The sequence below is a fragment of the Streptococcus mitis genome (genome assembly GCF_965111735.1).
GTDB lineage: Bacteria > Bacillota > Bacilli > Lactobacillales > Streptococcaceae > Streptococcus > Streptococcus mitis_DR.
The window spans coordinates 1,883,208-1,905,958 of the sequence record NZ_OZ217346.1 but is presented as its reverse complement, the minus strand read 5'-3'; the positions used below and the strand labels follow the sequence as shown (position 1 = coordinate 1,905,958).

The window sequence follows — 22,751 nt, the reverse complement described above, 5'->3', positions numbered from 1 at the left end:
GAATGAAGTTTAATAGAAGTGGGGAATCGTTTGATTTTCCATGACTGTAAATGGACGGAACTCTGGAGAGACCGTAAAGGCACCGAAGGGGCAAGGCAGGCAACTGCTCAAACTCTCAGGTAAAAGGACAGAGCTAGGATAGACCGCTTTTTAGCATTTATCTAAGCATTCCAGAGTACATGTATCTTGCATGTGCTCTTTCTTTTGGGGTTGAAAAGATAGGAGAAGGAAATGTTAGAATTGCTTAAATCAATCGATGCTTTTGCTTGGGGCCCACCCCTCTTGATTCTCTTAGTCGGGACAGGGATTTACCTAACTGCTCGTTTGGGACTTTTACAGGTTTTACGTCTGTCCAAGGCCTTCCAGCTTATTTTTATCAAGGATAAGGGGCATGGTGATGTATCCAGCTTTGCGGCCTTGTGTACAGCCCTCGCAGCGACAGTTGGTACGGGAAATATTATCGGGGTGGCGACGGCTATCAAGGTCGGTGGCCCAGGAGCCCTCTTTTGGATGTGGATGGCTGCTTTCTTTGGGATGGCTACCAAATATGCGGAAGGACTACTAGCTATCAAATACCGTACCAAGGATGATCATGGTGCAGTAGCGGGAGGTCCGATGCACTATATTCTTCTAGGGATGGGAGAAAAGTGGCGACCACTTGCTATCTTCTTTGCCCTGGCAGGTGTGCTAGTAGCTTTGTTAGGAATCGGAACCTTCACCCAAGTCAACTCGATTACAGAATCTATCCAAAATACAACGACTATTTCGCCAGCTATCACCGCTCTTGTGTTGTCTGTATTTGTAGCGATTGCAGTCTTTGGTGGACTCAAGTCCATTTCTAAGGTTTCAACTACCGTTGTTCCTTTTATGGCCATCATCTATATTTTGGGGACTCTTACAGTTATTTTCTTTAATATCGAGAAAATCCCTGCCACAATCGCTTTAATCTTGACATCAGCATTTAGTCCTGTTGCTGCGGTAGGTGGATTTGCAGGTGCTAGCATTCGAATGGCTATTCAAAATGGTGTAGCGCGTGGTGTGTTCTCAAACGAATCTGGTCTGGGTTCGGCTCCCATTGCAGCGGCTGCGGCTAAGACAAATGAACCAGTAGAGCAAGGTTTGATTTCCATGACAGGAACCTTTATTGACACCCTCATTATCTGTACCTTGACTGGTTTAACAATCTTGGTGACTGGTGTTTGGAGTGGTGATTTGAATGGAGTTGCCTTGACTCAGTCAGCCTTCTCAACAGTCTTTTCACACTTTGGACCTGCTCTCTTGACCATCTTCCTTGTGCTCTTTGCCTTTACAACGATTCTTGGTTGGAACTACTATGGAGAACGTTGTTTCGAGTTCCTCTTTGGGGTTCGCTTTATCTGGCTCTACCGTGTGGTTTTTGTACTCATGGTCTTGCTGGGAGGATTCATCGAGTTGGATATGGTTTGGATTATCGCAGATATTGTCAATGCTTTGATGGCTCTACCAAACTTGATTGCCCTCTTAGTTTTATCTCCAGTTGTTATTGCTGAGACTAAAAAGTATTTTGACAAATAATGGAATCACACATCGCGTGTGATTTTTTGCTTTCATAAAAAATTTCTATCGGTGCAATTTAAAATATATATTATACATGGTATAGAATCTGTGATAGACTAGGTTTCAACAACATGAAAAGAGGTTTTATGATGACAACATTTACAATTCATACAGTAGAATCAGCGCCAGCAGAAGTGAAAGACGTTCTTGAAACAGTAGAAAAAGATAACAATGGCTATATTCCTAACCTAATCGGTCTCTTGGCTAATGCACCCACTGCTTTAGAAGCCTACAGAACTGTCGGAGCCATCAATCGTCGCAATAGCTTAACACCAGTAGAGCGTGAAGTGGTGCAAATCACGGCAGCTGTGACCAATGGTTGTGCCTTCTGCGTCGCAGGTCACACAGCCTTTTCAATTAAACAAATCCAGATGAACGATGACCTTCTGCAAGCCCTTCGCAATCGTACTCCAATCGAAACAGATCCTAAATTAGACACTCTGGCTAAGTTTACTTTGGCAGTTATCAATACCAAGGGTCGTGTAGGAGATGAAGCCTTGGGTGAGTTTTTAGAAGCTGGCTACACTCAACAAAATGCCTTGGATGTGGTTCTTGGTGTCAGCCTAGCAAGCCTCTGTAACTATGCCAATAACCTAGCCAATACACCAATTAATCCAGAATTGCAACCTTATGCTTAATTCATATCTGAGAAAAATGAAGTCTAAAATAATTGGACTTCGTTTTTTTAAATCCTCATTTAAGCGCTTTTATGCTATACTGAAACTAACATGATTATTGGAGGTTAGGATGAAAAAACTCCCTTTGGTATTTTCTGGTTGTTTGCTAGGTTTGGCAGGAGCTGGAAATCTTATTTTAGATACGTTGCCGGTTCTGTCCCATCTTTTTAGTCTGACAGGTTTGATTTTGTGGATTTATTTTCTAATTCTACATCTCTTTAATTGGAAGGAAACCAAGCAAGAATTGACCAAGCCTCCTCTTTTGTCAGGAATGGCGACCTTTCCCATGGCTGGGATGATTTTATCTACCTATGTTTTTCGCGTCTTCCCTCATCTTCCTTTGGTAGCGCAAGGACTCTGGTGGTTTTCATTTCTCTTGGATTTGGCCTTGATTGCTGGTTTTACCATCAAGTTTGCTTGTCCAGGGCGGAGGGTTCATGCCACTCCAAGCTGGACGGTTCTCTATGTGGGGATAGCAGTGGCAGCCTTGACTTATCCTCTGGTAGGCATCATCGAAATTGCCTATGCGACCTTGAGTTTTGGGTTTCTCCTAACCTTCTATCTCTACCCGCTTATTTATAGCGATTTAAAGAAATATCCACTCCCACAAGCCTTGCTTGGACAAGAAGGGATCTATTGTGCTCCTTTCTCTCTACTCTTGGCTTCCCTGGTTCGAGTTGGAGAAGTCAGCCTACCGACTTGGCTCTTGATTGTCATGATTTTGGCTTCTCAATCCTTCTTTTTCTTTGTTTTAACTCGCCTGCCCAATATTTTAAAACAAGGTTTTCAACCAGCCTTCTCAGCACTCACCTTCCCAACCATTATCACAGCTACTTCGCTTAAGATGGCTCAGGGAATCATGAAACTTCCATTTTTGGATTATTTGGTAGTGGCTGAAACCGCTATTTGCTTAATTATTTTAGTCTTTGTATTAGGCGCTTATCTGAATTGGTTACGAAAAAAGGTCTAGCTAGAAATAGCTAAACCTTTTTTCGTAAGTGTCCGTACACTTACTGTGCTTACTACAAAAGTCAAGTAAGCATTTTCCTAAAATTGTAAATATATTATACCATAAAATTCAAGAGAAATGAGAAAACGCTATTGACAAATTGTCAGTAAGGTAGTATGATGTGCAATAGGAGGAATAAAATGCGAGATGTAAAAGATCCGGAAATTCGACGGGCTGAGATTATGGATGCTGCTATGCTCCTCTTTATGGAGAAAGGATATGCGAACACAACAACTCAGGATATAGTCGATAAGGTAAATATATCACGAGGTTTGTTATACTATCACTTTAAGAACAAAGAAGATATTCTGTATTGTCTTGTGGAACGTTATTCAGAGAAATTATTGAGAGATATTCATGTGATTGTCAATGATGACGACAAAACTGCTATTGAAAAAATAAGAGCCTTTATAGATGCCACAATAATCTCTACAGATAACGTTTCAGCGGAAGGAACTGAGTTACAAAAGACGGTTGATCTTGAAGAAAATCGTTATATGTTAGATAAGTTATCTCATAAGCTCATTGAAAAACTGACTATATATTTTGAGAGGATAATAAATCAAGGCATCTCAGAAAAAGTATTTTCTGTAAAATATCCATCAGAAACAGCAGAATTTCTGATGACAGCCTATGTTTTTGTTTCAAACAACATAGGTATAAAAACTTCAAAGAAAGAACCTGTCAAAGATTACTTGAATGCATTTAAGATAATGCTGGAACAAAATCTAAATACAAAAGGACTCTTTAGCAATTAAAAAAGATAGAATGTTTGTAAAGAGAACTATGTACCGATAGCTAAATCAAAACAAGCTATCGGTATTATTTCAATATACGACTGACAAATTGTCAATGGAGACGAAAAAATGTTAGAGATAAAGAATTTTAGTAAAAGTTATGGGGATAAGAAGGTTGTGGATAACCTATCTATTTCAGTACAGCATGGAGATATTTATGGTTTTATTGGAGCAAATGGTGCGGGAAAAACGTCAACGATAAAGGCAGTTGTCGGTATCCATGATTTTGAAGACGGAAGTATAATTATCAACGGTCATTCTATTAAAGAAGAACCTGTTATTTGTAAAAAAATGATGGCTTATATCCCAGATAATCCAGATTTGTATGAACATATGACAGGACTTCAATATATTAATTTTATTGCTGACTTGTTTGAAATTCCTACAAAAATACGCAAGGAAAGGATCCAAAAATATGGTGATTTATTTGATATGACTGACCATCTTTCGGGGATTATTTCTTCGTATTCACATGGTATGAAGCAACGAACAGCTATTATTTCTGCACTGGTACATTCTCCTAAACTGTTGATTCTAGATGAACCCTTTGTTGGGCTGGATCCCAAAGCAACTTTCCTACTAAAGAAAATTATGTATGAGTGTGTTTCAGATGGAGGTGCTATTTTCTTTTCAACCCATGTATTGGACGTTGCAGAAAAATTATGTAATAAGATTGCCATTATCAAAAATGGAAAGTTAATTGCAAGTGGCAATACAGGAGACGTCAAAGGTGATGAATCATTGGAGGCATTTTTCATGGAGGTGCAGGACAATGAGTAACATTTGGATACTGCTTAAAGCGCAATTGATTAATTTCTTTCCGATTAACGAGATTAGAGATTCAGGAAATAAAAAACAAAGTTCAATGGCTATTGCGAGTTTTGGCATAATAACCCTTTCCTTATTTTGCTTTGTTTATAATATACTAACAGCGAAAACATTGGTACACGTCGGACAGCAGGACTTGATACCGGCATATATGGTCTCTGTATCAAGTTTTTCAATATTATTTTTGACTGTCTTTTATTCGAATGGCATTTTATTTGGCAGTCGAGATATGGAAATTCTCCTATCCTTACCTGTTAAAAGTTCGTATATTATCACCAGCAAGTTCATGTTTATGTACTTATTGAATTTTTTAATAGGATTGATGTTTATGCTCCCGGGTGGAATTGTATGGATCTTGAACGGAAGTTTAAACCTCCTACAGATTATATTGTATTTTACTTCTATCATCTTTGCTCCCTTGATACCTATATGCATAGCAGCATGTATGGGAATCATTGTTGTTACTGTTTCATCTTATTTTAAGAGGAAAAATGTTATTGCTCTAATCTTTTCATTTGCAATGATAGGCATAATTGGATATATTGCAGTGTCAGCTATGAAATCAGGTAATGAAGACAGCATTGAGATCATGCTTTCTAAGCAAATTATAGGACTGTACCCAATATCCGGGTTATTCGTGCAACACACAAATTTTCCAATGTATATTGGAATGGGATTATTTATTGCTTTTTCAACAGCAGTTTTTTATATATTTGTAAAAATTGTTGCGATGAAGTATGGATTGCTTAATACTCTTGCTAAAACAACATCAAGATATTCTGATAACAAAAAATCTTATAATAGAAAATCGATATTTCTTGCCTTGTATAAAAAAGAAATGGGACGCTTTTTAAGCTCGTACATGGCGGTCTTGAATGCAGGCCTCGGTGTAATACTTTTATGTGTTTTTAGTATATTTTTGCTTTTTAATTCTGTAGAACAAATAGGAGAGTCTTCAGGGATAGAAAATATAAATGAATATCTCTCAAATTTTGCTCCATTATTTATTGCATCTATGCTCTCGCTCAGTTGCCCGGCAGCTTCAGCGATATCTTTAGAAGGAAAAAACATTTGGATTTTGCAAAGCTCTCCTGTTAAGGTAAAAATGATCCTAAATTCCAAGATAGCTGTCAATCTTACACTTCATTTGATTGGATATATGATTTCTGTATCTGTATTTGTGCTAAAACTAGATATAAATCTCATTCAAGTCACGAACCTAATTATTGTTCCTATATGTTATTCCTTTTTTATAACTGTAATTGGAATCGCATTAAATAAAAAATATCCTAACTATGATTGGGACAGTGAGATGATAGTTGTCAAACAAAGTCTTCCTGTTATTGTAACTGGAATTATTGGTATGATTGCGCTTATTACGCCACTTTTGCTTAATTGGCTGTTTAATCTTCCGATTATATTTGTTTTACAGGTAGTATCAGTAGTTTTATTGGTTATTACAATGGGTGTTTATTTAACAATAAGCAAGTTAAATTTTATCTAGTTAAAGGAGGAAAATAAGATGAAAAACAGACTGATAAAAGATATTTTGGTGTTATTAGTAATGCTAGCTATAATAGTTGTTATTTGCATATTTCTCCCAGAGAAAATTCCTGTTCATTTCAATGCAAAAGGAGTTGCAGATATGTTTGCTAATAAATATTACCTTCTGTTTGCTACGGTTATTCCGTATTCTGCTTATTGGAAATTTATACGCGGAAGGAAAAATAAACAGGTTAAGTGAATATGTATCCATATTTACAAATAGCATCTGTGATAAGAGCAACTGTTTTAAGAGGTAAGTATGTACCGGGGCAACAGCTGCCTCCCATAAGGACTTTAGCAGAGAGGGAAGAATGTAATCCTGCAACCGTTCAAAAATCATTAAAAGTTCTTGAAAAACAGGGGTTGCTTGTCAGTCGTGGAAGTAAAGGATATTTTGTTACTGAAAGTGAGAAGAAAATAATTGAGTTAAGAAATCAGCATTTGAACAGGCTTATAAAAATATTGTTTGAAAAACTATATGCCTTAGGATTTTCGGATTCTGAGATTATTAAACTATTTGATAGAATAGAAACTTAAACAGTGAATAAAAATCAATTATGTGTGAAGAAGATACAGATACTGACTATTTAGATTATTGATAAAATGGATGAAATGAATATGGAAGAATCGAAACATCTAATGTTAGAAATACCCAAGAAACATAATATTCCTCTTTTCAATAATCTCCATAGTAGATTATTGTTTCAGATGCAAGCTGAAACACGCAAGTGTAGCTAAAGAAGTATTCTTATTCTTATGTTTTTAGAGGACACAGGTGGGCAGAAAAAGGCTCCACAATATCCATAAGGGATTTACCCACTACAAATATTATAGTGCCTATAATCTCTATTAACTCTTGCTTTTTCACTTTCAGAATAAGGAACCTGACAAATTCTTCGGACTCATTGAGGACAATCTAAAGCAGGTTCATCTTCTTTTTCAGACTGTCTTTAAAATCTTCCTCAAGGACAAAGAGAAAATCGTCAACGTCCTTCAACTACCCTATTCCAACGCAAAATTAGAGGCGACTAATAATCTCATTAAACTCATCAAACGAAATGCCTTTGGTTTTCGGAATTTTGAAAACTTCAAAAAACGGATTTTCATCGCTCTGAACATCAAAAAAGAAAGGACGAAATTTGTCCTTTCTAGATCTTAGCTGACTTCAACCCACTACAGTTGACAAAGAAGCATTTTTTATGGTTTGATAACTTCAGCTCCACCCATGTATGGACGAAGTGCTTCTGGGATGGTCACAGAACCATCTGCATTTTGGTAGTTTTCAAGAATAGCTGCCACTGTACGTCCAACTGCAAGTCCAGAACCGTTCAAGGTATGAAGGAGTTTCACCTTGCCATCTGCTTCATCACGGTAACGGATTTGGGCACGACGGGCTTGGAAATCTTCTGTGTTTGAACAGCTTGAGATTTCACGGTAAGTATTTTGTGCTGGAATCCAAACTTCCAAGTCGTAAGTCTTAGCAGCTGAGAAGCCCATATCTCCAGTAGAGAGAGCAACGACACGGTATGGAAGGTTAAGTTTTTGAAGAATGTTTTCAGCGTTGGCTGTCATTTTTTCCAATTCTTCGTAAGATTCTTCTGGCTTGGCAAATTTAACCATTTCAACCTTGTGGAATTGGTGCAAACGAATCAAGCCACGAGTATCTCGACCAGCAGAACCAGCCTCAGAACGGAATGATGGGCTCATAGCAGTGAAGTAGATTGGCAGGTCTTTACCGTCAAGGATTTCATCACGGTAGTAGTTTGTTAGAGGAACTTCAGCTGTAGGAATAAGGACATAATTGCTGTCGCTGAGTTCAAAAGTATCTTCCTTGAATTTTGGATATTGACCAGTCCCAAACATAGAATCATGGTTAACCATGTAAGGTGTGATGACTTCTGTATAGCCTTCTTTTCCATGTTCATCCAACATAAAGTTGTAGATGGCACGTTCCAAACGAGCGCCGAGACCTTTATAGAAGAGGAATCGAGCCCCTGTTACCTTACCACCGCGTTCCCAGTCAAGGATACCAAGGTCTTCACCCAGATCCCAGTGGGCTTTTGGCTCGAAGTCAAACTCGCGTGGAGTACCCCAACGGCGAACTTCCACATTGTCATCTTCATCAGCCCCAACAGGAACGCTGTCAGCTGGGATATTTGGAAGAGTAGTGGTAAATTCTGTCAATTTAGCATCGATTTCTGCCAATTCAGCGTCCAAAGCTTTGACTTCAGCAGATAGAGTTTGCATGGCAGCAATCTTGTCATCTGCATTTTCCTTGTTGCGCTTAGCTTGGGCAATCTCAGCTGAAACTGTGTTACGTTCAGCCTTGAGAGTTTCAACCTTGACTAAAATATCACGACGTTTAGCATCGATTTCTTTCATCTCATTCAAGACAGCAGCATCTACACCACGTGTAGCCAATTTTTCTGCGACAGCATCAAAGTCTGTACGAATACGTTTAATATCTAACATAAGAACTCCTTTATGAAAAAAGCACACCTGACAAAGCGTTGGAGTGGCAGGGCCACGGTTCCATCCAACTTCACAGGTGTGCACTTGATTGTGTATGTAATTGTTACTAACGGTAGAATTTCACCTATCCCTCCTATCTGCTCGCAGCACCCGCAGACTTTCTGAAAGAAGAAGATAACCTACTTATCCGTTGCTATGATTATACTAAAGTTTCTACTTTTTTGCAAATAGATTTTTAAATTTTTGGCTAATTGTCTGAATCAGGGTCGGAAGTTTGACGACCTTGTCATTGCCCAGTTTTTCGCGAGCAATTTTAAGAATGGCACCTGAGTCTTTTGAAGCAAAGAGGAATTTTCCTCTGTCTGTAAAGACTTCGAAGTGGCGACTGATTTTTCGCCCAGTGACATTGGCCCCAATCTGGTTGATATGGTCCCAAGGAATCTGGATAAATTGTTCGACATTGACATCTGGGTAAAATTCCAGAGCCTGATCTCCGACAAGAAATTTCCCAACTTTCCCAGCTATAGAGAGGTAGGAGGTACCTGTTGTATTGAGAAGCACTGTTTTGTTAAGAGATTGGGCCATGGTTAGTCTTCCTTACTTTCTCCAAAAAAGGCATTGTAGAGGGCTTTAATAGCTGCTTTCTCTTGGTCCTTATGGACAACAAACATGATAGACACTTCACTAGAACCTTGAGACATCATCTGGATGTTGATCTTATTTTCAGATAAAGCACGTGTCGCAGTAGCAGTTACTCCGATATGGCTCTTCATTTTTTCTCCAACAATCATAATGATTGAAAGGTCGTGTTCGATTTCTGCATGGTCTACTTCAGCCTTTTGAACCAACTGACGAAGGATTTCTTCTTCCTTGATAGGAGTTAGTTCGCGAGAACGGAGGATGATCGAAAGATCGTCGATACCTGTTGGCATATGTTCCCAACCGATGTTAAGATCTTCAAGGATTTGCAGGACCTTGCGACCAAATCCAACCTCACGGTTCATGAGGTATTTCGACATGTTGATGCTGACAAAGCCTGAGTCACCAGCAATTCCCACAACTGGGAATTCATCATTACTGTGTTTTAGAACGATACGAGTACCTGGATGGTCAGGATTGTTGGTATTCTTGATAACTAGAGGAATTTTTCCTCGGTAGGCAGGAAGAAGGGCTTCGTCATGAAGGACTGAGAAGCCTGCATAGGCCAACTCACGCATTTCACGGTAGGTCAACTCTGGGATAGAGTGTGGTTGGTGAATGATTCCTGGGTGAGCCGCAAAGATACCATCAACATCCGTAAAGTTTTCATAGAGGTCTGCCTTAACACCGGCAGCAATGATAGAACCTGTAATGTCTGATCCTCCACGTGAGAAGGTACAGATTTGATTTTCCTTGGTAACTCCAAAGAAACCAGGAATGACAAGGACTTCATTTGCATTTGTCAATTCTTCAATCTTGTCATAACTTGATGGAATGATGCGAGCGTGACCAGGTTCACTTGTGACCACAATACCAGCTTCTCTAGGGTGCACATAGCGTGCATCGATCCCGTTTTGATTAAAGTAGGCGGCAATCAATTTAGCATTGTTATTTTCACCGGCTGCTAGGAAAGTATCGTAGAGAAATTCGTTTTCTTCGATAGGAAGAGTAGCTAAGGCGCGAATACTTTTTGAAATTTTTTCTAGCACAGTTGGTTTAAGACCTAGTTCACTAACCATAGCAGCATAGCGGTCGATAATCCAGTTTTGGCTCTTGCTAATATCGTTACCAGCAACATAGTCGCGGTAGTATTTAATCAAGGCATCCGTAACCTTAGTATCTTCAGCATTGCGTTTACCAGGCGCAGAAACGACTACAAAACGACGCTCTAAATCGCTTTTGACGATGTTTAAAACTTTTTCTAATTGACTAGCAGAGGCAAGAGAGCTACCTCCAAATTTAACAACCTTCATAAGAACTCCTAAAGTAAGTATTTTATACGATTATAGCAGAAAGAAAGCCTTTTTTCAATGAAGAAAATAAGATGCTTTCTAGGATAAAGCGATTCTTTATAATCGGCTGAGACACTTTCAGTTGATTTTTTCTTGCTTTCTGATTGTAAAAAAGATATACTTTGAAAATAAAATAATTTAAACTGCTTATAAAATAAAAAGGAGTCCAGATGGAACACATTATTTATCAGCTTGAAGAGGATTTGGCAATCCTTACCTTGAATCGTCCTGAGGTCGCGAATGGTTTTCATATTCCTATGTGTGAGGAGATTTTAGAAGCTCTGACTTTGGCAGAAGAGGATCCGGCTGTGCATTTTGTCTTGATCAACGCGAATGGCAAAGTCTTCTCTGTTGGGGGAGATTTGGTTGAGATGAAGCGAGCAGTCGATGAGGATGATATTCCATCATTGACGAAAATCGCAGAATTGGTCAATACTATTTCTTATAAAATCAAGCAAATTGCTAAACCTGTCTTGATGGAGGTTGATGGGGCTGTTGCAGGTGCCGCAGCAAATATGGCTGTTGCTGCAGATTTCTGTCTGGCAACGGATAAGGCTAAATTTATCCAAGCCTTTGTTGGAGTTGGTTTGGCTCCAGATGCAGGTGGGATTCATCTCTTGAGTCGTAGTATTGGTGTGACGCGTGCTGCTCAATTAGCCATGACAGGAGAAGCTTTGTCCGCAGAAAAAGCTCTGGAGTGGGGGCTTGTTTACCGCGTCTGTGAAGCTGATAAACTTGAAAAGACGAGAGAACAGCTTCTTAAAAAATTGAGACGCGGGTCAGCTAATTCTTATGCTGCCATTAAGAAGTTGGTGTGGGAGAGCCAATTTAAAGATTGGCAAGATTATGCTACTTTAGAACTGAACCTACAGGAATCCTTAGCTCAAACAGAGGATTTCAAAGAGGGAGTTCGGGCTCATTCGGAAAGAAGAAGACCTAAATTTACAGGAAAATAAAAAAATACTTGCACCATTCTTTGAACTTTGATATAATTCTTTTGTCAAATGTTTTGATTCTAAAAGTTTTTTTGAAAAGGAGGGAAGGAAAGATTGGACTACCAACGAATTAATGAATACTTAACGTCTATATTTAACAATGTCCTCGTTATTGAGGAAGTTAGCTTGAGGGGTAGTCGTTTCAAGGATATCTCCATCAAAGAAATGCATACGATTGATGTGATTGGAAAAGTTCCAGATGTGACACCTAGTCAAGTGTCAAAAGAGTTGATGGTGACTCTTGGGACAGTTACGACTAGTTTGAATAATCTCGAACGCAAGGGTTACATTGAACGCATTCGTTCAGAACATGATCGACGTGTGGTACATCTGCATTTGACAAAGAAAGGTCGCTTGGTTCATAGGCTACATAAACGCTTCCACAAGGCCATGGTTGAAAAAATCATTGATGGTATGAGTAAGCAAGAAATTGAGGTTATGAGCAAAGGTTTGACTAATCTTTATCAATTTTTGGAGGATTTGAGATAATGGCTTTTGCAAAAATAAGCCAGGTTGCTCATTATGTGCCAGAGCAAGTGGTTACAAATCATGATTTGGCTCAGATTATGGATACCAATGATGAGTGGATTTCAAGTCGGACGGGAATACGACAAAGGCATATTTCAAGAACAGAATCTACTAGTGATTTGGCTACAGAGGTTGCTCAGAAACTGATGGCAAAAGCTGAAATCACAGGAGAAGAGCTGGATTTTATCATTCTAGCTACTATTACTCCAGATTCTATGATGCCCTCTACAGCTGCTCGTGTCCAAGCCAATATTGGTGCTAATAAGGCCTTTGCTTTTGACCTAACAGCAGCTTGCAGTGGATTTGTATTTGCCTTATCAACTGCTGAAAAGTTTATCGCTTCTGGTCGCTTTCAAAAAGGCTTGGTGATTGGTAGTGAAACCCTCTCTAAGGCAGTTGATTGGTCAGATCGATCAACAGCTGTGTTGTTTGGAGATGGTGCTGGTGGAGTCTTGCTAGAAGCTAGCGAGCAAGAGCATTTCTTAGCTGAGAGTCTCAATAGTGATGGGAGTCGCAGCGAGTGTCTAACTTATGGACAGTCAGGCTTACATTCTCCATTTTCAGATCAAGAAAATGCAGATTCATTTTTGAAGATGGATGGGCGCGCGGTCTTTGATTTTGCTATTCGAGATGTGGCCAAGTCAATCAAACAGACTATTGATGAGTCTCCTATAGAGGCGACAAACTTGGATTATCTGCTACTTCATCAGGCTAATGACCGTATTTTGGATAAAATGGCTAGAAAAATCGGTGTCGACCGAGCTAAACTTCCAGCCAATATGATGGAATATGGCAATACTAGTGCAGCAAGTATCCCGATTTTACTTTCAGAGTGTGTAGAACAAGGCCTCATCCGTTTAGACGGTAGCCAGACTGTTCTTCTATCAGGCTTCGGTGGAGGCTTGACCTGGGGCACGCTCATTCTTACAATTTAGGTAATCATGTGGTGAACACATTGTTATAAAAAAACTATTTATTTTAAAGGAGTCCTATCATGGCAGTATTTGAAAAAGTACAAGAAATTATCGTTGAAGAACTTGGAAAAGACGCATCAGAAGTAACACTTGAATCAACTTTTGATGATTTAGACGCAGATTCATTGGACTTGTTCCAAGTAATCTCAGAAATCGAAGATGCTTTTGATATCCAAATCGAAGCAGAAGATGACTTGAAAACAGTTGGTGACTTGGTTGCCTACGTTGAAGAGCAAACAAAATAAGCAGAATATAAATAGAAGGAGTAGGGAAACCCGCTCCCTCTTGTTTAGGCAATAGTTTGATTTTCAAATTATGACGATATCGAACTATTACGTAAGCAAGAAACGATGGAGGCACTATGAAAACGCGTATTACAGAATTATTGAACATTGATTATCCTATCTTTCAAGGAGGAATGGCTTGGGTTGCTGATGGTGATTTGGCAGGAGCTGTTTCCAAGGCTGGAGGACTAGGGATTATCGGTGGGGGGAATGCCCCTAAAGAAGTTGTCAAGGCAAATATTGATAAAATCAAATCATTGACTGATAAACCCTTTGGTGTCAACATTATGCTCTTGTCTCCCTTTGTGGAAGATATTGTAGACCTCGTTATCGAGGAAGGGGTTAAGGTTGTTACAACAGGCGCAGGAAATCCAAGCAAGTACATGGAACGCTTCCATGCTGCTGGTATCACGGTTATTCCAGTTGTGCCTAGTGTTGCTTTAGCTAAACGCATGGAAAAAATCGGTGCGGACGCTGTTATTGCAGAAGGAATGGAGGCCGGGGGGCATATCGGTAAATTAACAACTATGACCTTGGTGCGTCAGGTTGCTGCTGCTGTATCTGTTCCTGTTATTGCTGCAGGAGGGATTGCGGATGGTGAAGGTGCTGCGGCTGGCTTTATGCTAGGTGCAGAGGCTGTTCAGGTTGGAACTCGTTTTGTCGTTGCAAAAGAGTCTAATGCCCATCCAAATTATAAGGCGAAAATTTTAAAAGCTCGAGATATTGATACTACGATTTCAGCTCAACACTTTGGACATGCTGTTCGTGCGATTAAAAATCAGTTGACTCGTGATTTTGAACAAGCTGAAAAAGATGCCTTTAAACAAGAAAATCCAGATTTGGAAATCTTTGAACAAATGGGAGCAGGTGCTCTAGCCAAAGCTGTTGTTCACGGAGATGTGGATGGAGGCTCTGTCATGGCAGGTCAAATTGCAGGCCTTGTTTCCAAAGAAGAAACCGTTGAAGAAATCCTAAAAGATTTGTATTACGGAGCAGCTAAGAAAATTCAAGAAGAAGCCTCTCGTTGGGCAGGAGTTGTAAGAAATGACTAAAACAGCCTTTTTATTTGCTGGTCAAGGTGCCCAGTATCTAGGTATGGGACGGGAACTCTATAATCAGTATCCGATTGTCAAAGAAACGATTGATCAAGCGAGTCAGGTACTCGGTTATGATTTGCGTTATCTTATTGATACAGAAGAAGAAAAACTCAATCAGACCCGCTATACGCAACCAGCTATTTTAGCAACTTCAGTTGCTATCTACCGTTTATTGCAAGAAAAGGGCTATCAGCCTGATATGGTTGCTGGTTTGTCCCTTGGAGAATATTCTGCCTTGGTGGCCAGTGGTGCCTTAGATTTTGAAGATGCGGTAGCCTTGGTAGCTAAGCGTGGAGCCTATATGGAAGAAGCGGCCCCTGCTGGTTCTGGCAAGATGGTAGCAGTTCTCAATACGCCAGTAGAGGTTATTGAAGAAGTCTGTCGAAAAGCTTCTGAACTTGGAGTAGTTACCCCAGCCAACTATAATACACCTGCACAAATTGTGATTGGTGGAGAAGTGACTGCAGTTGACCGAGCTGTTGAACTCTTGCAGGAAGCAGGAGCTAAACGCTTGATTCCTCTCAAGGTTTCAGGACCTTTTCATACCGCTCTCCTTGAGCCTGCTAGCCAGAAACTAGCTGAAACTCTAGCTCAGGTAAGTTTTTCAGATTTTACTTGTCCCCTAGTCGGCAATACAGAAGCTACGGTCATGAAAAAAGAAGACATTGCTCAACTTTTGACGCGTCAGATCAAGGAACCAGTTCGTTTCTATGAAAGTATTGCGGTTATGCAAGAAGCAGGCGTAACCAACTTTATCGAGATTGGCCCGGGGAAAGTCTTGTCAGGCTTTGTCAAAAAAATTGATAAGACCGCTAAACTAGCCAATGTTGAAGATCAGGCTAGTTTGGAAACTTTGCTAGAAAACAAGTAATCCCTTCTCCCATAAATACAAGAGGAAACAGGAGAAAAGAATGCAACTAAAAAATAAAAATATCTTTATTACAGGTTCGAGTCGTGGAATTGGTCTTGCCATCGCCCACAAGTTTGCTCAAGCAGGAGCCAATATTGTTTTAAACAGTCGTGGGGCAATCTCAGAAGAATTGCTCGCTGAGTTTTCAAACTATGGTGTCAAGGTGGTTCCTATATCAGGAGACGTGTCAGATTTTGCAGACGCTAAGCGTATGGTTGATCAAGCTATTGCAGAGCTGGGTTCAGTAGATGTTTTGGTCAATAATGCAGGGATTACCCAAGATACCCTTATGCTCAAGATGACAGAGGCGGATTTTGAAAAAGTGCTCAAGGTTAACTTGACTGGTGCCTTTAACATGACACAATCAGTCTTGAAACCGATGATGAAAGCCAGAGAAGGTGCTATCATTAATATGTCTAGTGTTGTTGGTTTGATGGGAAATATCGGTCAAGCTAACTATGCAGCTTCTAAGGCTGGTTTGATTGGTTTTACCAAGTCTGTGGCTCGTGAAGTGGCCAATCGCAATATCAGGGTTAACGCTATTGCACCTGGAATGATTGAGTCCGATATGACAGCTGTTCTATCAGACAAGGTAAAAGATGCTATGCTGGCTCAAATTCCTATGAAAGAATTTGGACAAGCGGAGCAGGTTGCAGATTTGACAGTATTTTTAGCAGGCCAAGATTATCTAACTGGTCAAGTGGTTGCCATTGATGGTGGCTTAAGTATGTAGCAGAAGCTAGAGGTGAAAAAGATGAAACTAAATCGCGTAGTAGTAACAGGTTATGGAGTAACATCTCCAATCGGAAATACACCAGAAGAATTTTGGAATAGTTTGACAACTGGAAAAATCGGAATTGGTCCAATTACAAAATTTGATCATAGTGACTTTGATGTGCATAATGCAGCAGAAATCCAAGATTTTCCTTTTGATAAATACTTTGTAAAGAAAGATACCAATCGTTTCGATAACTACTCTTTGTATGCCTTGTATGCGGCTCAAGAAGCTGTTAATCACGCTAATCTCGATGTAGAGACTCTTGACAAGGATCGTTTTGGTGTTATTGTGGCTTCTGGTATTGGTGGAATCAAGGAAATTGAAGATCAAGTGCTTCGCCTAAATGACAAAGGACCAAAACGTGTGAAACCATTGACCCTTCCAAAAGCCTTGCCAAATATGGCTTCAGGAAATGTTGCTATGCGTTTTGGAGCAAACGGTGTTTGTAAATCCATCAATACTGCCTGCGCTTCATCAAATGACGCGATTGGGGATGCCTTCCGCTCAATTAAATTTGGTTTCCAAGACGTTATGTTGGTAGGTGGTTCAGAAGCCTCTATCACAACTTTTGCTATTGCTGGTTTCCAAGCCCTAACTGCTCTCTCAACTACAGAGGACCCAACTCGTGCTTCCATTCCATTTGATAAGGACCGTAATGGTTTTGTCATGGGTGAAGGTTCTGGGATGTTGGTTCTTGAAAGCCTTGAACACGCTGAAAAACGTGGGGCTACTATCCTTGCTGAAGTGGTTGGTTACGGAAATACTTGTGATGCCTACCACATGACTTCACCACATCCAGAAGGTCAGGGAGCTATCAAGGCCATCAAACTAGCCTTGGAAGAAGCTGAGATTTCTCCAGAGCAAGTAGCCTATGTCAATGCTCACGGAACCTCAACTCCTGCTAATGAAAAAGGAGAAAGTGGTGCGATCGTAGCTGTTCTTGGTAAGGAAGTACCTGTATCATCAACCAAGTCTTTCACAGGACATTTGCTAGGTGCTGCAGGTGCGGTAGAAGCTATCGTAACCATCGAAGCTATGCGTCATAACTTTGTACCAATGACAGCTGGGACAAGCGAAGTATCAGACTATATCGAAGCCAATGTCGTTTATGGACAAGGCTTGGAGCAAGAAATTCCATACGCTATTTCAAATACTTTTGGTTTTGGTGGCCACAATGCAGTTCTTGCTTTCAAACGTTGGGAGAATAAATAACTATGAATTTAAACGATATTAAAGACTTGATGGCCCAATTTGACCAGTCAAGTTTGAGAGAATTTTCTTATAAAAATGGGACGGATGAGTTGCAGTTTAGCAAGAATGAAGCGAGACTGGTGTCTGAAGTTGCAGCTCAAGTCGCTTCAGCGCCCGTTCTAGCAACACCAAGTCCAGTAGCTCCTACATCTGCTCCAGTAGAAACTGTAATAGAAGAAACTTCGTCACCAGCAGAAGCAAGCGTAGCTGCTGAGGGAGATGTTGTAGAGAGTCCACTTGTTGGGGTGGCTTACTTGGCTGCTGGTCCTGATAAACCTGCCTTCGTCACAGTTGGTGATAGTGTCAAAAAAGGTCAAACATTGGTGATCATCGAAGCTATGAAAGTCATGAATGAAATTCCAGCTCCTAAGGATGGTGTGGTAACGGAAATTCTCGTTTCTAACGAAGAAATGGTTGAGTTTGGTAAAGGATTGGTACGTATCAAATGATCGATATTCAAGGAATCAAAGAAGCCCTTCCCCACCGTTATCCTATGCTCCTAGTAGACCGTGTGTTGGAAGTGAGCGAGGACACCATTGTTGCCATCAAAAATGTGACTATCAATGAGCCCTTCTTTAACGGTCATTTTCCTCAATACCCTGTCATGCCAGGTGTTCTGATTATGGAAGCCTTGGCGCAAACAGCTGGTGTCTTGGAGTTATCAAAACCTGAAAATAAAGGTAAACCAGTCTTTTACGCTGGTATGGATAAGGTTAAGTTCAAGAAGCAAGTTGTACCAGGCGACCAATTGGTTATGACAGCGACTTTTGTAAAACGTCGTGGCACCATTGCCGTGGTTGAAGCAAAGGCTGAAGTGGATGGCAAGCTTGCAGCTAGTGGTACTCTTACCTTTGCAATAGGGAACTAAGGAGGTTCTCCATGTTTCGAAAAATTTTAATTGCCAATCGTGGTGAAATTGCGGTTCGTATTATCCGTGCGGCGCGTGAATTGGGGATTGCGACGGTGGCGGTTTATTCAACTGCTGATAAGGAAGCCCTTCATACGCTTTTGGCAGATGAAGCAGTTTGTATCGGCCCTGGCAAGGCAACAGAGTCTTATCTCAATATCAATGCGGTTCTATCAGCTGCAGTCTTGACTGAGGCAGAAGCCATTCACCCCGGTTTTGGATTTCTCAGTGAAAATTCCAAATTTGCAACCATGTGTGAAGAGGTGGGAATCAAGTTTATCGGTCCCTCTGGCCATGTTATGGATATGATGGGGGATAAGATTAATGCGCGTGCTCAGATGATTAAAGCAGGCGTGCCTGTCATTCCAGGTTCAGATGGAGAAGTGCATAACTCTGAAGAAGCTTTGATTGTTGCTGAAAAAATTGGCTATCCTGTTATGCTCAAGGCTTCAGCAGGTGGAGGTGGTAAAGGGATTCGTAAGGTTGAAAAACCAGAAGATCTCGTTTCCGCCTTTGATACTGCTTCAAGTGAAGCCAAGGCCAATTATGGCAATGGTGCTATGTACATAGAGCGGGTTATTTATCCAGCTCGCCATATTGAGGTTCAAATCCTAGGAGATGAACACGGAAATGTGATTCACTTGGGTGAACGGGATTGTTCTCTTCAACGGAATAATCAAAAGGTTTTGGAAGAAAGCCCTTCAATTGCAATCGGAAAAACGTTGCGTCATGAAATCGGTGCGGCTGCTGTTCGAGCTGCAGAGTCTGTTGGCTATGAGAATGCAGGGACCATTGAGTTTCTGCTTGATGAAGCAAGTGGCAATTTCTATTTCATGGAAATGAATACACGTGTTCAGGTAGAGCATCCAGTAACAGAGTTTGTTTCAGGTGTGGATATCGTTAAGGAACAGATTCGCATTGCGGCAGGTCAGCCTCTGTCTGTTAAGCAAGAAGATATTGTTCTACGTGGGCATGCTATCGAGTGTCGGATCAATGCAGAAAATCCAGCCTTCAACTTTGCTCCTAGTCCAGGTAAGATTACCAATCTCTATCTGCCAAGTGGTGGAGTTGGCTTGCGCGTGGATTCAGCAGTTTATCCAGGCTATACCATTCCACCTTATTATGATAGTATGATTGCCAAAATCATCGTACACGGCGAAAATCGTTTTGACGCCTTGATGAAAATGCAACGTGCCCTCTATGAATTAGAGATTGAAGGAGTGCAGACCAATGCAGATTTCCAGCTTGACCTCATTTCAGATCGCAATGTTATTGCTGGAGATTATGATACTTCCTTCTTGATGGAAACCTTCTTACCTAAATATCAAGAAAAAGAATAAAATGACTTCAAGAGTTTAAACCGAAAAGGGGAATCAATGGCTCTATTTAGTAAAAAAGATAAGTATATTCGAATCAATCCCAATCGTTCGGTTAGGGAAAAACCTCAAGCCAAGCCAGAGGTTCCAGATGAATTATTCTCTCAGTGTCCAGGTTGTAAGCATACCATCTATCAGAAGGATCTGGGAAGTGAGCGCATCTGTCCACATTGTAGCTATACCTTTCGTATTTCTGCCCAAGAACGCTTGGCTTTGACGATTGATATGGGAACCTTCAAGGAATTGTTTACAGGGATTGAGAGCAAGGATCCCTTGCATTTCCCTGGTTATCAAAAGAAACTAGCAACTATGCGTGAAAAAACAGGTCTGGATGAAGCCGTTGTGACAGGAACAGCTCTTATAAAAGGTCAGACTGTGGCTCTTGGGATTATGGATTCCAACTTTATCATGGCTTCTATGGGTACGGTTGTAGGGGAAAAAATCACTCGTTTGTTTGAGTATGCGACGGTTGAACAATTACCAGTTATTCTCTTCACAGCCTCTGGTGGGGCCCGTATGCAGGAAGGAATCATGAGTCTCATGCAGATGGCCAAGATCTCTGCAGCGGTTAAACGCCATTCAAATGCAGGCCTCTTTTACCTTACCATTTTGACTGATCCAACGACAGGTGGTGTTACAGCTTCTTTCGCTATGGAAGGCGATATCATTTTGGCTGAACCACAGAGTTTGGTTGGTTTTGCAGGGCGTCGTGTGATTGAAAACACGGTTCGTGAAAGCTTGCCTGAGGATTTCCAAAAGGCAGAATTTCTACTTGAGCATGGCTTTGTGGATGCTATCGTTAAAAGAAGAGATTTGCCAGATACGATTGCAAGCCTAGTCAGATTGCACGGAGGGGGTCCTAGATGAATATTGCAAAAATAGTCAGAGAAGCGCGTGAGCAGAGTCGCTTGACAACCTTGGACTTTGCTGCAGGCATTTTTGATGACTTTATCCAATTACACGGTGACCGTTCTTTTCGTGACGATGGTGCAGTTGTTGGTGGTATTGGCTGGCTTGGAGAGCAAGCTGTAACAGTGGTTGGTATCCAAAAAGGCAAGAGTTTACAAGATAACCTTAAACGGAATTTTGGTCAACCGCATCCAGAAGGTTACCGCAAGGCCCTACGGTTGATGAAACAGGCTGAAAAGTTTGGCCGTCCAGTAGTGACCTTTATCAACACAGCAGGTGCCTATCCTGGTGTCGGAGCAGAAGAACGCGGACAGGGAGAAGCTATTGCTCGCAATCTCATGGAAATGAGTGATTTGAAAGTTCCTATTATTGCTATCATTATCGGTGAAGGTGGTTCTGGTGGGGCTCTGGCTCTAGCAGTCGCAGACCGTGTTTGGATGCTGGAAAATTCTATCTATGCCATTCTCAGTCCAGAAGGTTTTGCTTCCATTCTATGGAAAGATGGCAGTCGTGCCATGGAAGCGGCAGAACTGATGAAAATCACTTCGCATGAACTGTTAGAAATGGACGTGGTGGACAAGGTGATTTCTGAAGCAGGACTTTCTAGTAAAGAACTGATTAAGAGTGTCAAAAAAGAACTCCAAACGGAACTAGCTTTACTGTCACAAAAAACGTTCGAGGAGTTGTTGGAAGAACGTTACCAACGATTTAGAAAATACTAAAAATGACTAAATGAGGCTAGAAAGGTCTCATTTTTTTAGAAAAATGCAGTTCAGACCGAAAAATTGACAGTTGAGGAGATGGACTATAAAATAGATAAAAAAGATGTATACTGTAGATGTAAGCTTACAAAAATTTATTTTAAGGAGGTACTTGATAGGACAGGTACAGATACATTTACAGTTCTTTCATCTGAGAACTTAGAGGAAACTTCAGGTGGTGGCATGATTTGGTTGGTTGATGATTATTATTGGAGTTGGCCTTATGCTTATAGCATTGCAACTGACTCGAGTACAATACTGAATCATGCGACTAGACGTGCTAATGGTATTGGCTACTGATAAATTAAAGGGGTAAGTATGAAAAAACTAGGGCATTTGGGAGTCTTTACATCACTGGTATTTCTATCGGTTTATCTACCAGAGTTAGGGGTAGTGCAAATCACTAAGTTTTTAGGATGGGGGATAGATGGCTATTTTATCTTTTTAACAGTTGAATTAACAGCTCTTTTGCTATTATTTATCTACTGGCTCAAAAAGAAAGAGATGCTCTATATTTTTGAGAAAAAGGGTTCAAAGAAGTCAAGATTCTTTTACCTTGTAGTTGGTCTAGTGGCTACTTATTTTGATCGTCAATTGGTGGATGCTTTTTCAGTTACAGTATCATTATTTAGTTGATAACAAGTATATTTTTCAAAAGCTACTTTCTATCCTTTATTCAAATGGACAACCAACTTTTCTATCAACTGTTCTTAGTTTTATTTTAACAGTAGTTGTCGCACCTATATTGGAGGAACTGATTCATAGAGGGTATTTTATGAATACCTTTTTCCACCAGTCCAAGTACTATCTGGATGTTATTCTATCTGCTCTTATCTTTGGACTTAGTCATTTGATTCTAACTCACCGAGATCCTATCAGTTTGATTATTTATAGTTTAGGCGGTCTCTTCTATGCCCTAGTATATCGGTGGACAAAGAACTTAAAAATCACCATCTTGTGCCATAGTTTTTTTAACTTTCTCATTTATGCAAAACCCATCTGGATTTTTGTTTATAATTATGTCTATTACCACTTTTTAAGATAGTGGAAGCAAAGAAAACAGTGT

At 40.4% G+C, this 22,751-nt stretch carries 25 protein-coding genes, 2 pseudogenes and 1 riboswitch; of the genes and pseudogenes, 24 read left to right on the top strand and 3 right to left on the bottom strand.

Annotation, left to right across the window (positions count from 1 at the left end; all coding sequences use genetic code 11):
• The first annotated feature begins 52 nt into the window (after positions 1–52).
• A riboswitch (glycine riboswitch) is annotated at positions 53–141 on the top strand.
• Positions 142–231: 90 nt separating this feature from the next.
• The 9 genes and pseudogenes from ACLV7W_RS09255 to ACLV7W_RS09215 form a co-directional block, all read left to right on the top strand.
• Entirely contained in the window at positions 232–1,554 is a 1,323-nt protein-coding gene (locus tag ACLV7W_RS09255) for an alanine/glycine:cation symporter family protein (protein WP_261082218.1), read from the top strand.
• Between the two features lie 131 nt (positions 1,555–1,685).
• Positions 1,686–2,234 (top strand): carboxymuconolactone decarboxylase family protein, encoded by a 549-nt coding sequence (locus ACLV7W_RS09250; RefSeq protein WP_261082232.1) that lies wholly within the window; start codon positions 1,686–1,688, stop codon positions 2,232–2,234.
• Positions 2,235–2,343: 109 nt separating this feature from the next.
• On the top strand, positions 2,344–3,243 hold the full coding sequence (locus ACLV7W_RS09245; protein WP_261082217.1) for a TDT family transporter: 900 nt from the start codon (positions 2,344–2,346) through the stop codon (positions 3,241–3,243).
• A gap of 179 nt (positions 3,244–3,422) precedes the next feature.
• On the top strand, positions 3,423–4,040 hold the full coding sequence (locus ACLV7W_RS09240; RefSeq protein ID WP_084925524.1) for a TetR/AcrR family transcriptional regulator: 618 nt from the start codon (positions 3,423–3,425) through the stop codon (positions 4,038–4,040).
• A 108-nt stretch (positions 4,041–4,148) separates the two neighbouring features.
• Complete coding sequence (locus ACLV7W_RS09235) at positions 4,149–4,859, top strand: ABC transporter ATP-binding protein (RefSeq protein ID WP_084925526.1); 711 nt, start codon at positions 4,149–4,151, stop codon at positions 4,857–4,859.
• Entirely contained in the window at positions 4,852–6,411 is a 1,560-nt protein-coding gene (locus tag ACLV7W_RS09230) for a hypothetical protein (RefSeq protein ID WP_084925528.1), read from the top strand. Before ACLV7W_RS09235 ends, ACLV7W_RS09230 begins: the two co-directional genes overlap by 8 nt.
• Positions 6,412–6,429: 18 nt before the next feature.
• Positions 6,430–6,651, top strand: a complete 222-nt coding sequence (locus ACLV7W_RS09225) for a DUF1648 domain-containing protein (RefSeq protein ID WP_084925530.1) — start codon at positions 6,430–6,432, stop codon at positions 6,649–6,651.
• A 2-nt stretch (positions 6,652–6,653) separates the two neighbouring features.
• Entirely contained in the window at positions 6,654–6,989 is a 336-nt protein-coding gene (locus ACLV7W_RS09220) for a GntR family transcriptional regulator (protein WP_153209175.1), read from the top strand.
• A gap of 316 nt (positions 6,990–7,305) precedes the next feature.
• A pseudogene (locus ACLV7W_RS09215) lies at positions 7,306–7,611 on the top strand (transposase); the annotation flags it as partial.
• A gap of 38 nt (positions 7,612–7,649) precedes the next feature.
• Here the strand turns inward: ACLV7W_RS09215 and serS are convergent.
• The 3 genes from serS to ACLV7W_RS09200 all read right to left on the bottom strand — a co-directional run bounded on the left by serS (position 7,650) and on the right by ACLV7W_RS09200 (position 10,876).
• On the bottom strand, positions 7,650–8,924 hold the full coding sequence (serS, locus tag ACLV7W_RS09210) for a serine--tRNA ligase (protein ID WP_033686469.1): 1,275 nt from the start codon (positions 8,922–8,924) through the stop codon (positions 7,650–7,652).
• Positions 8,925–9,137: 213 nt separating this feature from the next.
• Positions 9,138–9,509, bottom strand: a complete 372-nt coding sequence (locus ACLV7W_RS09205) for a DUF956 family protein (RefSeq protein ID WP_049538810.1) — start codon at positions 9,507–9,509, stop codon at positions 9,138–9,140.
• Between the two features lie 2 nt (positions 9,510–9,511).
• Positions 9,512–10,876, bottom strand: coding sequence for an aspartate kinase (locus ACLV7W_RS09200; RefSeq protein WP_125393741.1), 1,365 nt, complete (start codon positions 10,874–10,876; stop codon positions 9,512–9,514).
• A 209-nt stretch (positions 10,877–11,085) separates the two neighbouring features.
• On the opposite strand from ACLV7W_RS09200, the gene ACLV7W_RS09195 reads away from it, so the two are divergent.
• The 15 genes and pseudogenes from ACLV7W_RS09195 to ACLV7W_RS09125 all read left to right on the top strand — a co-directional run bounded on the left by ACLV7W_RS09195 (position 11,086) and on the right by ACLV7W_RS09125 (position 22,730).
• Complete coding sequence (locus ACLV7W_RS09195; protein WP_411865838.1) at positions 11,086–11,871, top strand: enoyl-CoA hydratase; 786 nt, start codon at positions 11,086–11,088, stop codon at positions 11,869–11,871.
• 93 nt (positions 11,872–11,964) lie between these two features.
• Positions 11,965–12,399, top strand: coding sequence for a MarR family winged helix-turn-helix transcriptional regulator (locus tag ACLV7W_RS09190; protein WP_000386355.1), 435 nt, complete (start codon positions 11,965–11,967; stop codon positions 12,397–12,399).
• A complete protein-coding gene (locus ACLV7W_RS09185) occupies positions 12,399–13,373 on the top strand; it encodes a beta-ketoacyl-ACP synthase III (RefSeq protein ID WP_084886600.1) in 975 nt (324 codons plus the stop codon). The genes ACLV7W_RS09190 and ACLV7W_RS09185 overlap by 1 nt, the downstream gene beginning before the upstream one ends.
• A gap of 59 nt (positions 13,374–13,432) precedes the next feature.
• Positions 13,433–13,657, top strand: a complete 225-nt coding sequence (locus ACLV7W_RS09180; protein ID WP_000257838.1) for an acyl carrier protein — start codon at positions 13,433–13,435, stop codon at positions 13,655–13,657.
• Between the two features lie 116 nt (positions 13,658–13,773).
• Positions 13,774–14,748 carry an enoyl-[acyl-carrier-protein] reductase FabK gene (fabK, locus tag ACLV7W_RS09175; RefSeq protein ID WP_084923680.1) on the top strand — a complete coding sequence of 325 codons (975 nt, stop codon included), beginning with the start codon at positions 13,774–13,776 and terminating at the stop codon, positions 14,746–14,748.
• Entirely contained in the window at positions 14,741–15,664 is a 924-nt protein-coding gene (gene fabD, locus ACLV7W_RS09170) for an ACP S-malonyltransferase (RefSeq protein ID WP_084923682.1), read from the top strand. Before fabK ends, fabD begins: the two co-directional genes overlap by 8 nt.
• 40 nt (positions 15,665–15,704) lie before the next feature.
• Positions 15,705–16,436 (top strand): 3-oxoacyl-[acyl-carrier-protein] reductase, encoded by a 732-nt coding sequence (gene fabG, locus ACLV7W_RS09165; protein WP_001176197.1) that lies wholly within the window; start codon positions 15,705–15,707, stop codon positions 16,434–16,436.
• Positions 16,437–16,457: 21 nt separating this feature from the next.
• The gene (gene fabF / locus ACLV7W_RS09160) at positions 16,458–17,693 is read left to right on the top strand and encodes a beta-ketoacyl-ACP synthase II (protein WP_153209163.1); all 1,236 of its coding nucleotides are present in this window, start codon (positions 16,458–16,460) and stop codon (positions 17,691–17,693) included.
• Positions 17,694–17,695: 2 nt separating this feature from the next.
• Positions 17,696–18,181 carry an acetyl-CoA carboxylase biotin carboxyl carrier protein gene (gene accB, locus ACLV7W_RS09155; RefSeq protein ID WP_045612211.1) on the top strand — a complete coding sequence of 162 codons (486 nt, stop codon included), beginning with the start codon at positions 17,696–17,698 and terminating at the stop codon, positions 18,179–18,181.
• Positions 18,178–18,600, top strand: coding sequence for a 3-hydroxyacyl-ACP dehydratase FabZ (gene fabZ / locus ACLV7W_RS09150; protein WP_411865837.1), 423 nt, complete (start codon positions 18,178–18,180; stop codon positions 18,598–18,600). Before accB ends, fabZ begins: the two co-directional genes overlap by 4 nt.
• 11 nt (positions 18,601–18,611) lie before the next feature.
• On the top strand, positions 18,612–19,979 hold the full coding sequence (gene accC, locus ACLV7W_RS09145) for an acetyl-CoA carboxylase biotin carboxylase subunit (RefSeq protein WP_049524475.1): 1,368 nt from the start codon (positions 18,612–18,614) through the stop codon (positions 19,977–19,979).
• A 36-nt stretch (positions 19,980–20,015) separates the two neighbouring features.
• Entirely contained in the window at positions 20,016–20,882 is an 867-nt protein-coding gene (gene accD / locus ACLV7W_RS09140) for an acetyl-CoA carboxylase, carboxyltransferase subunit beta (protein ID WP_004258460.1), read from the top strand.
• A complete protein-coding gene (locus ACLV7W_RS09135; RefSeq protein ID WP_153199178.1) occupies positions 20,879–21,646 on the top strand; it encodes an acetyl-CoA carboxylase carboxyl transferase subunit alpha in 768 nt (255 codons plus the stop codon). The genes accD and ACLV7W_RS09135 overlap by 4 nt, the downstream gene beginning before the upstream one ends.
• Before the next feature lie 132 nt (positions 21,647–21,778).
• Positions 21,779–21,985 (top strand): hypothetical protein, encoded by a 207-nt coding sequence (locus ACLV7W_RS09130; protein WP_033682759.1) that lies wholly within the window; start codon positions 21,779–21,781, stop codon positions 21,983–21,985.
• Positions 21,986–22,003: 18 nt separating this feature from the next.
• Positions 22,004–22,730: pseudogene (locus tag ACLV7W_RS09125) on the top strand (CPBP family intramembrane glutamic endopeptidase).
• Positions 22,731–22,751: the final 21 nt, after the last annotated feature.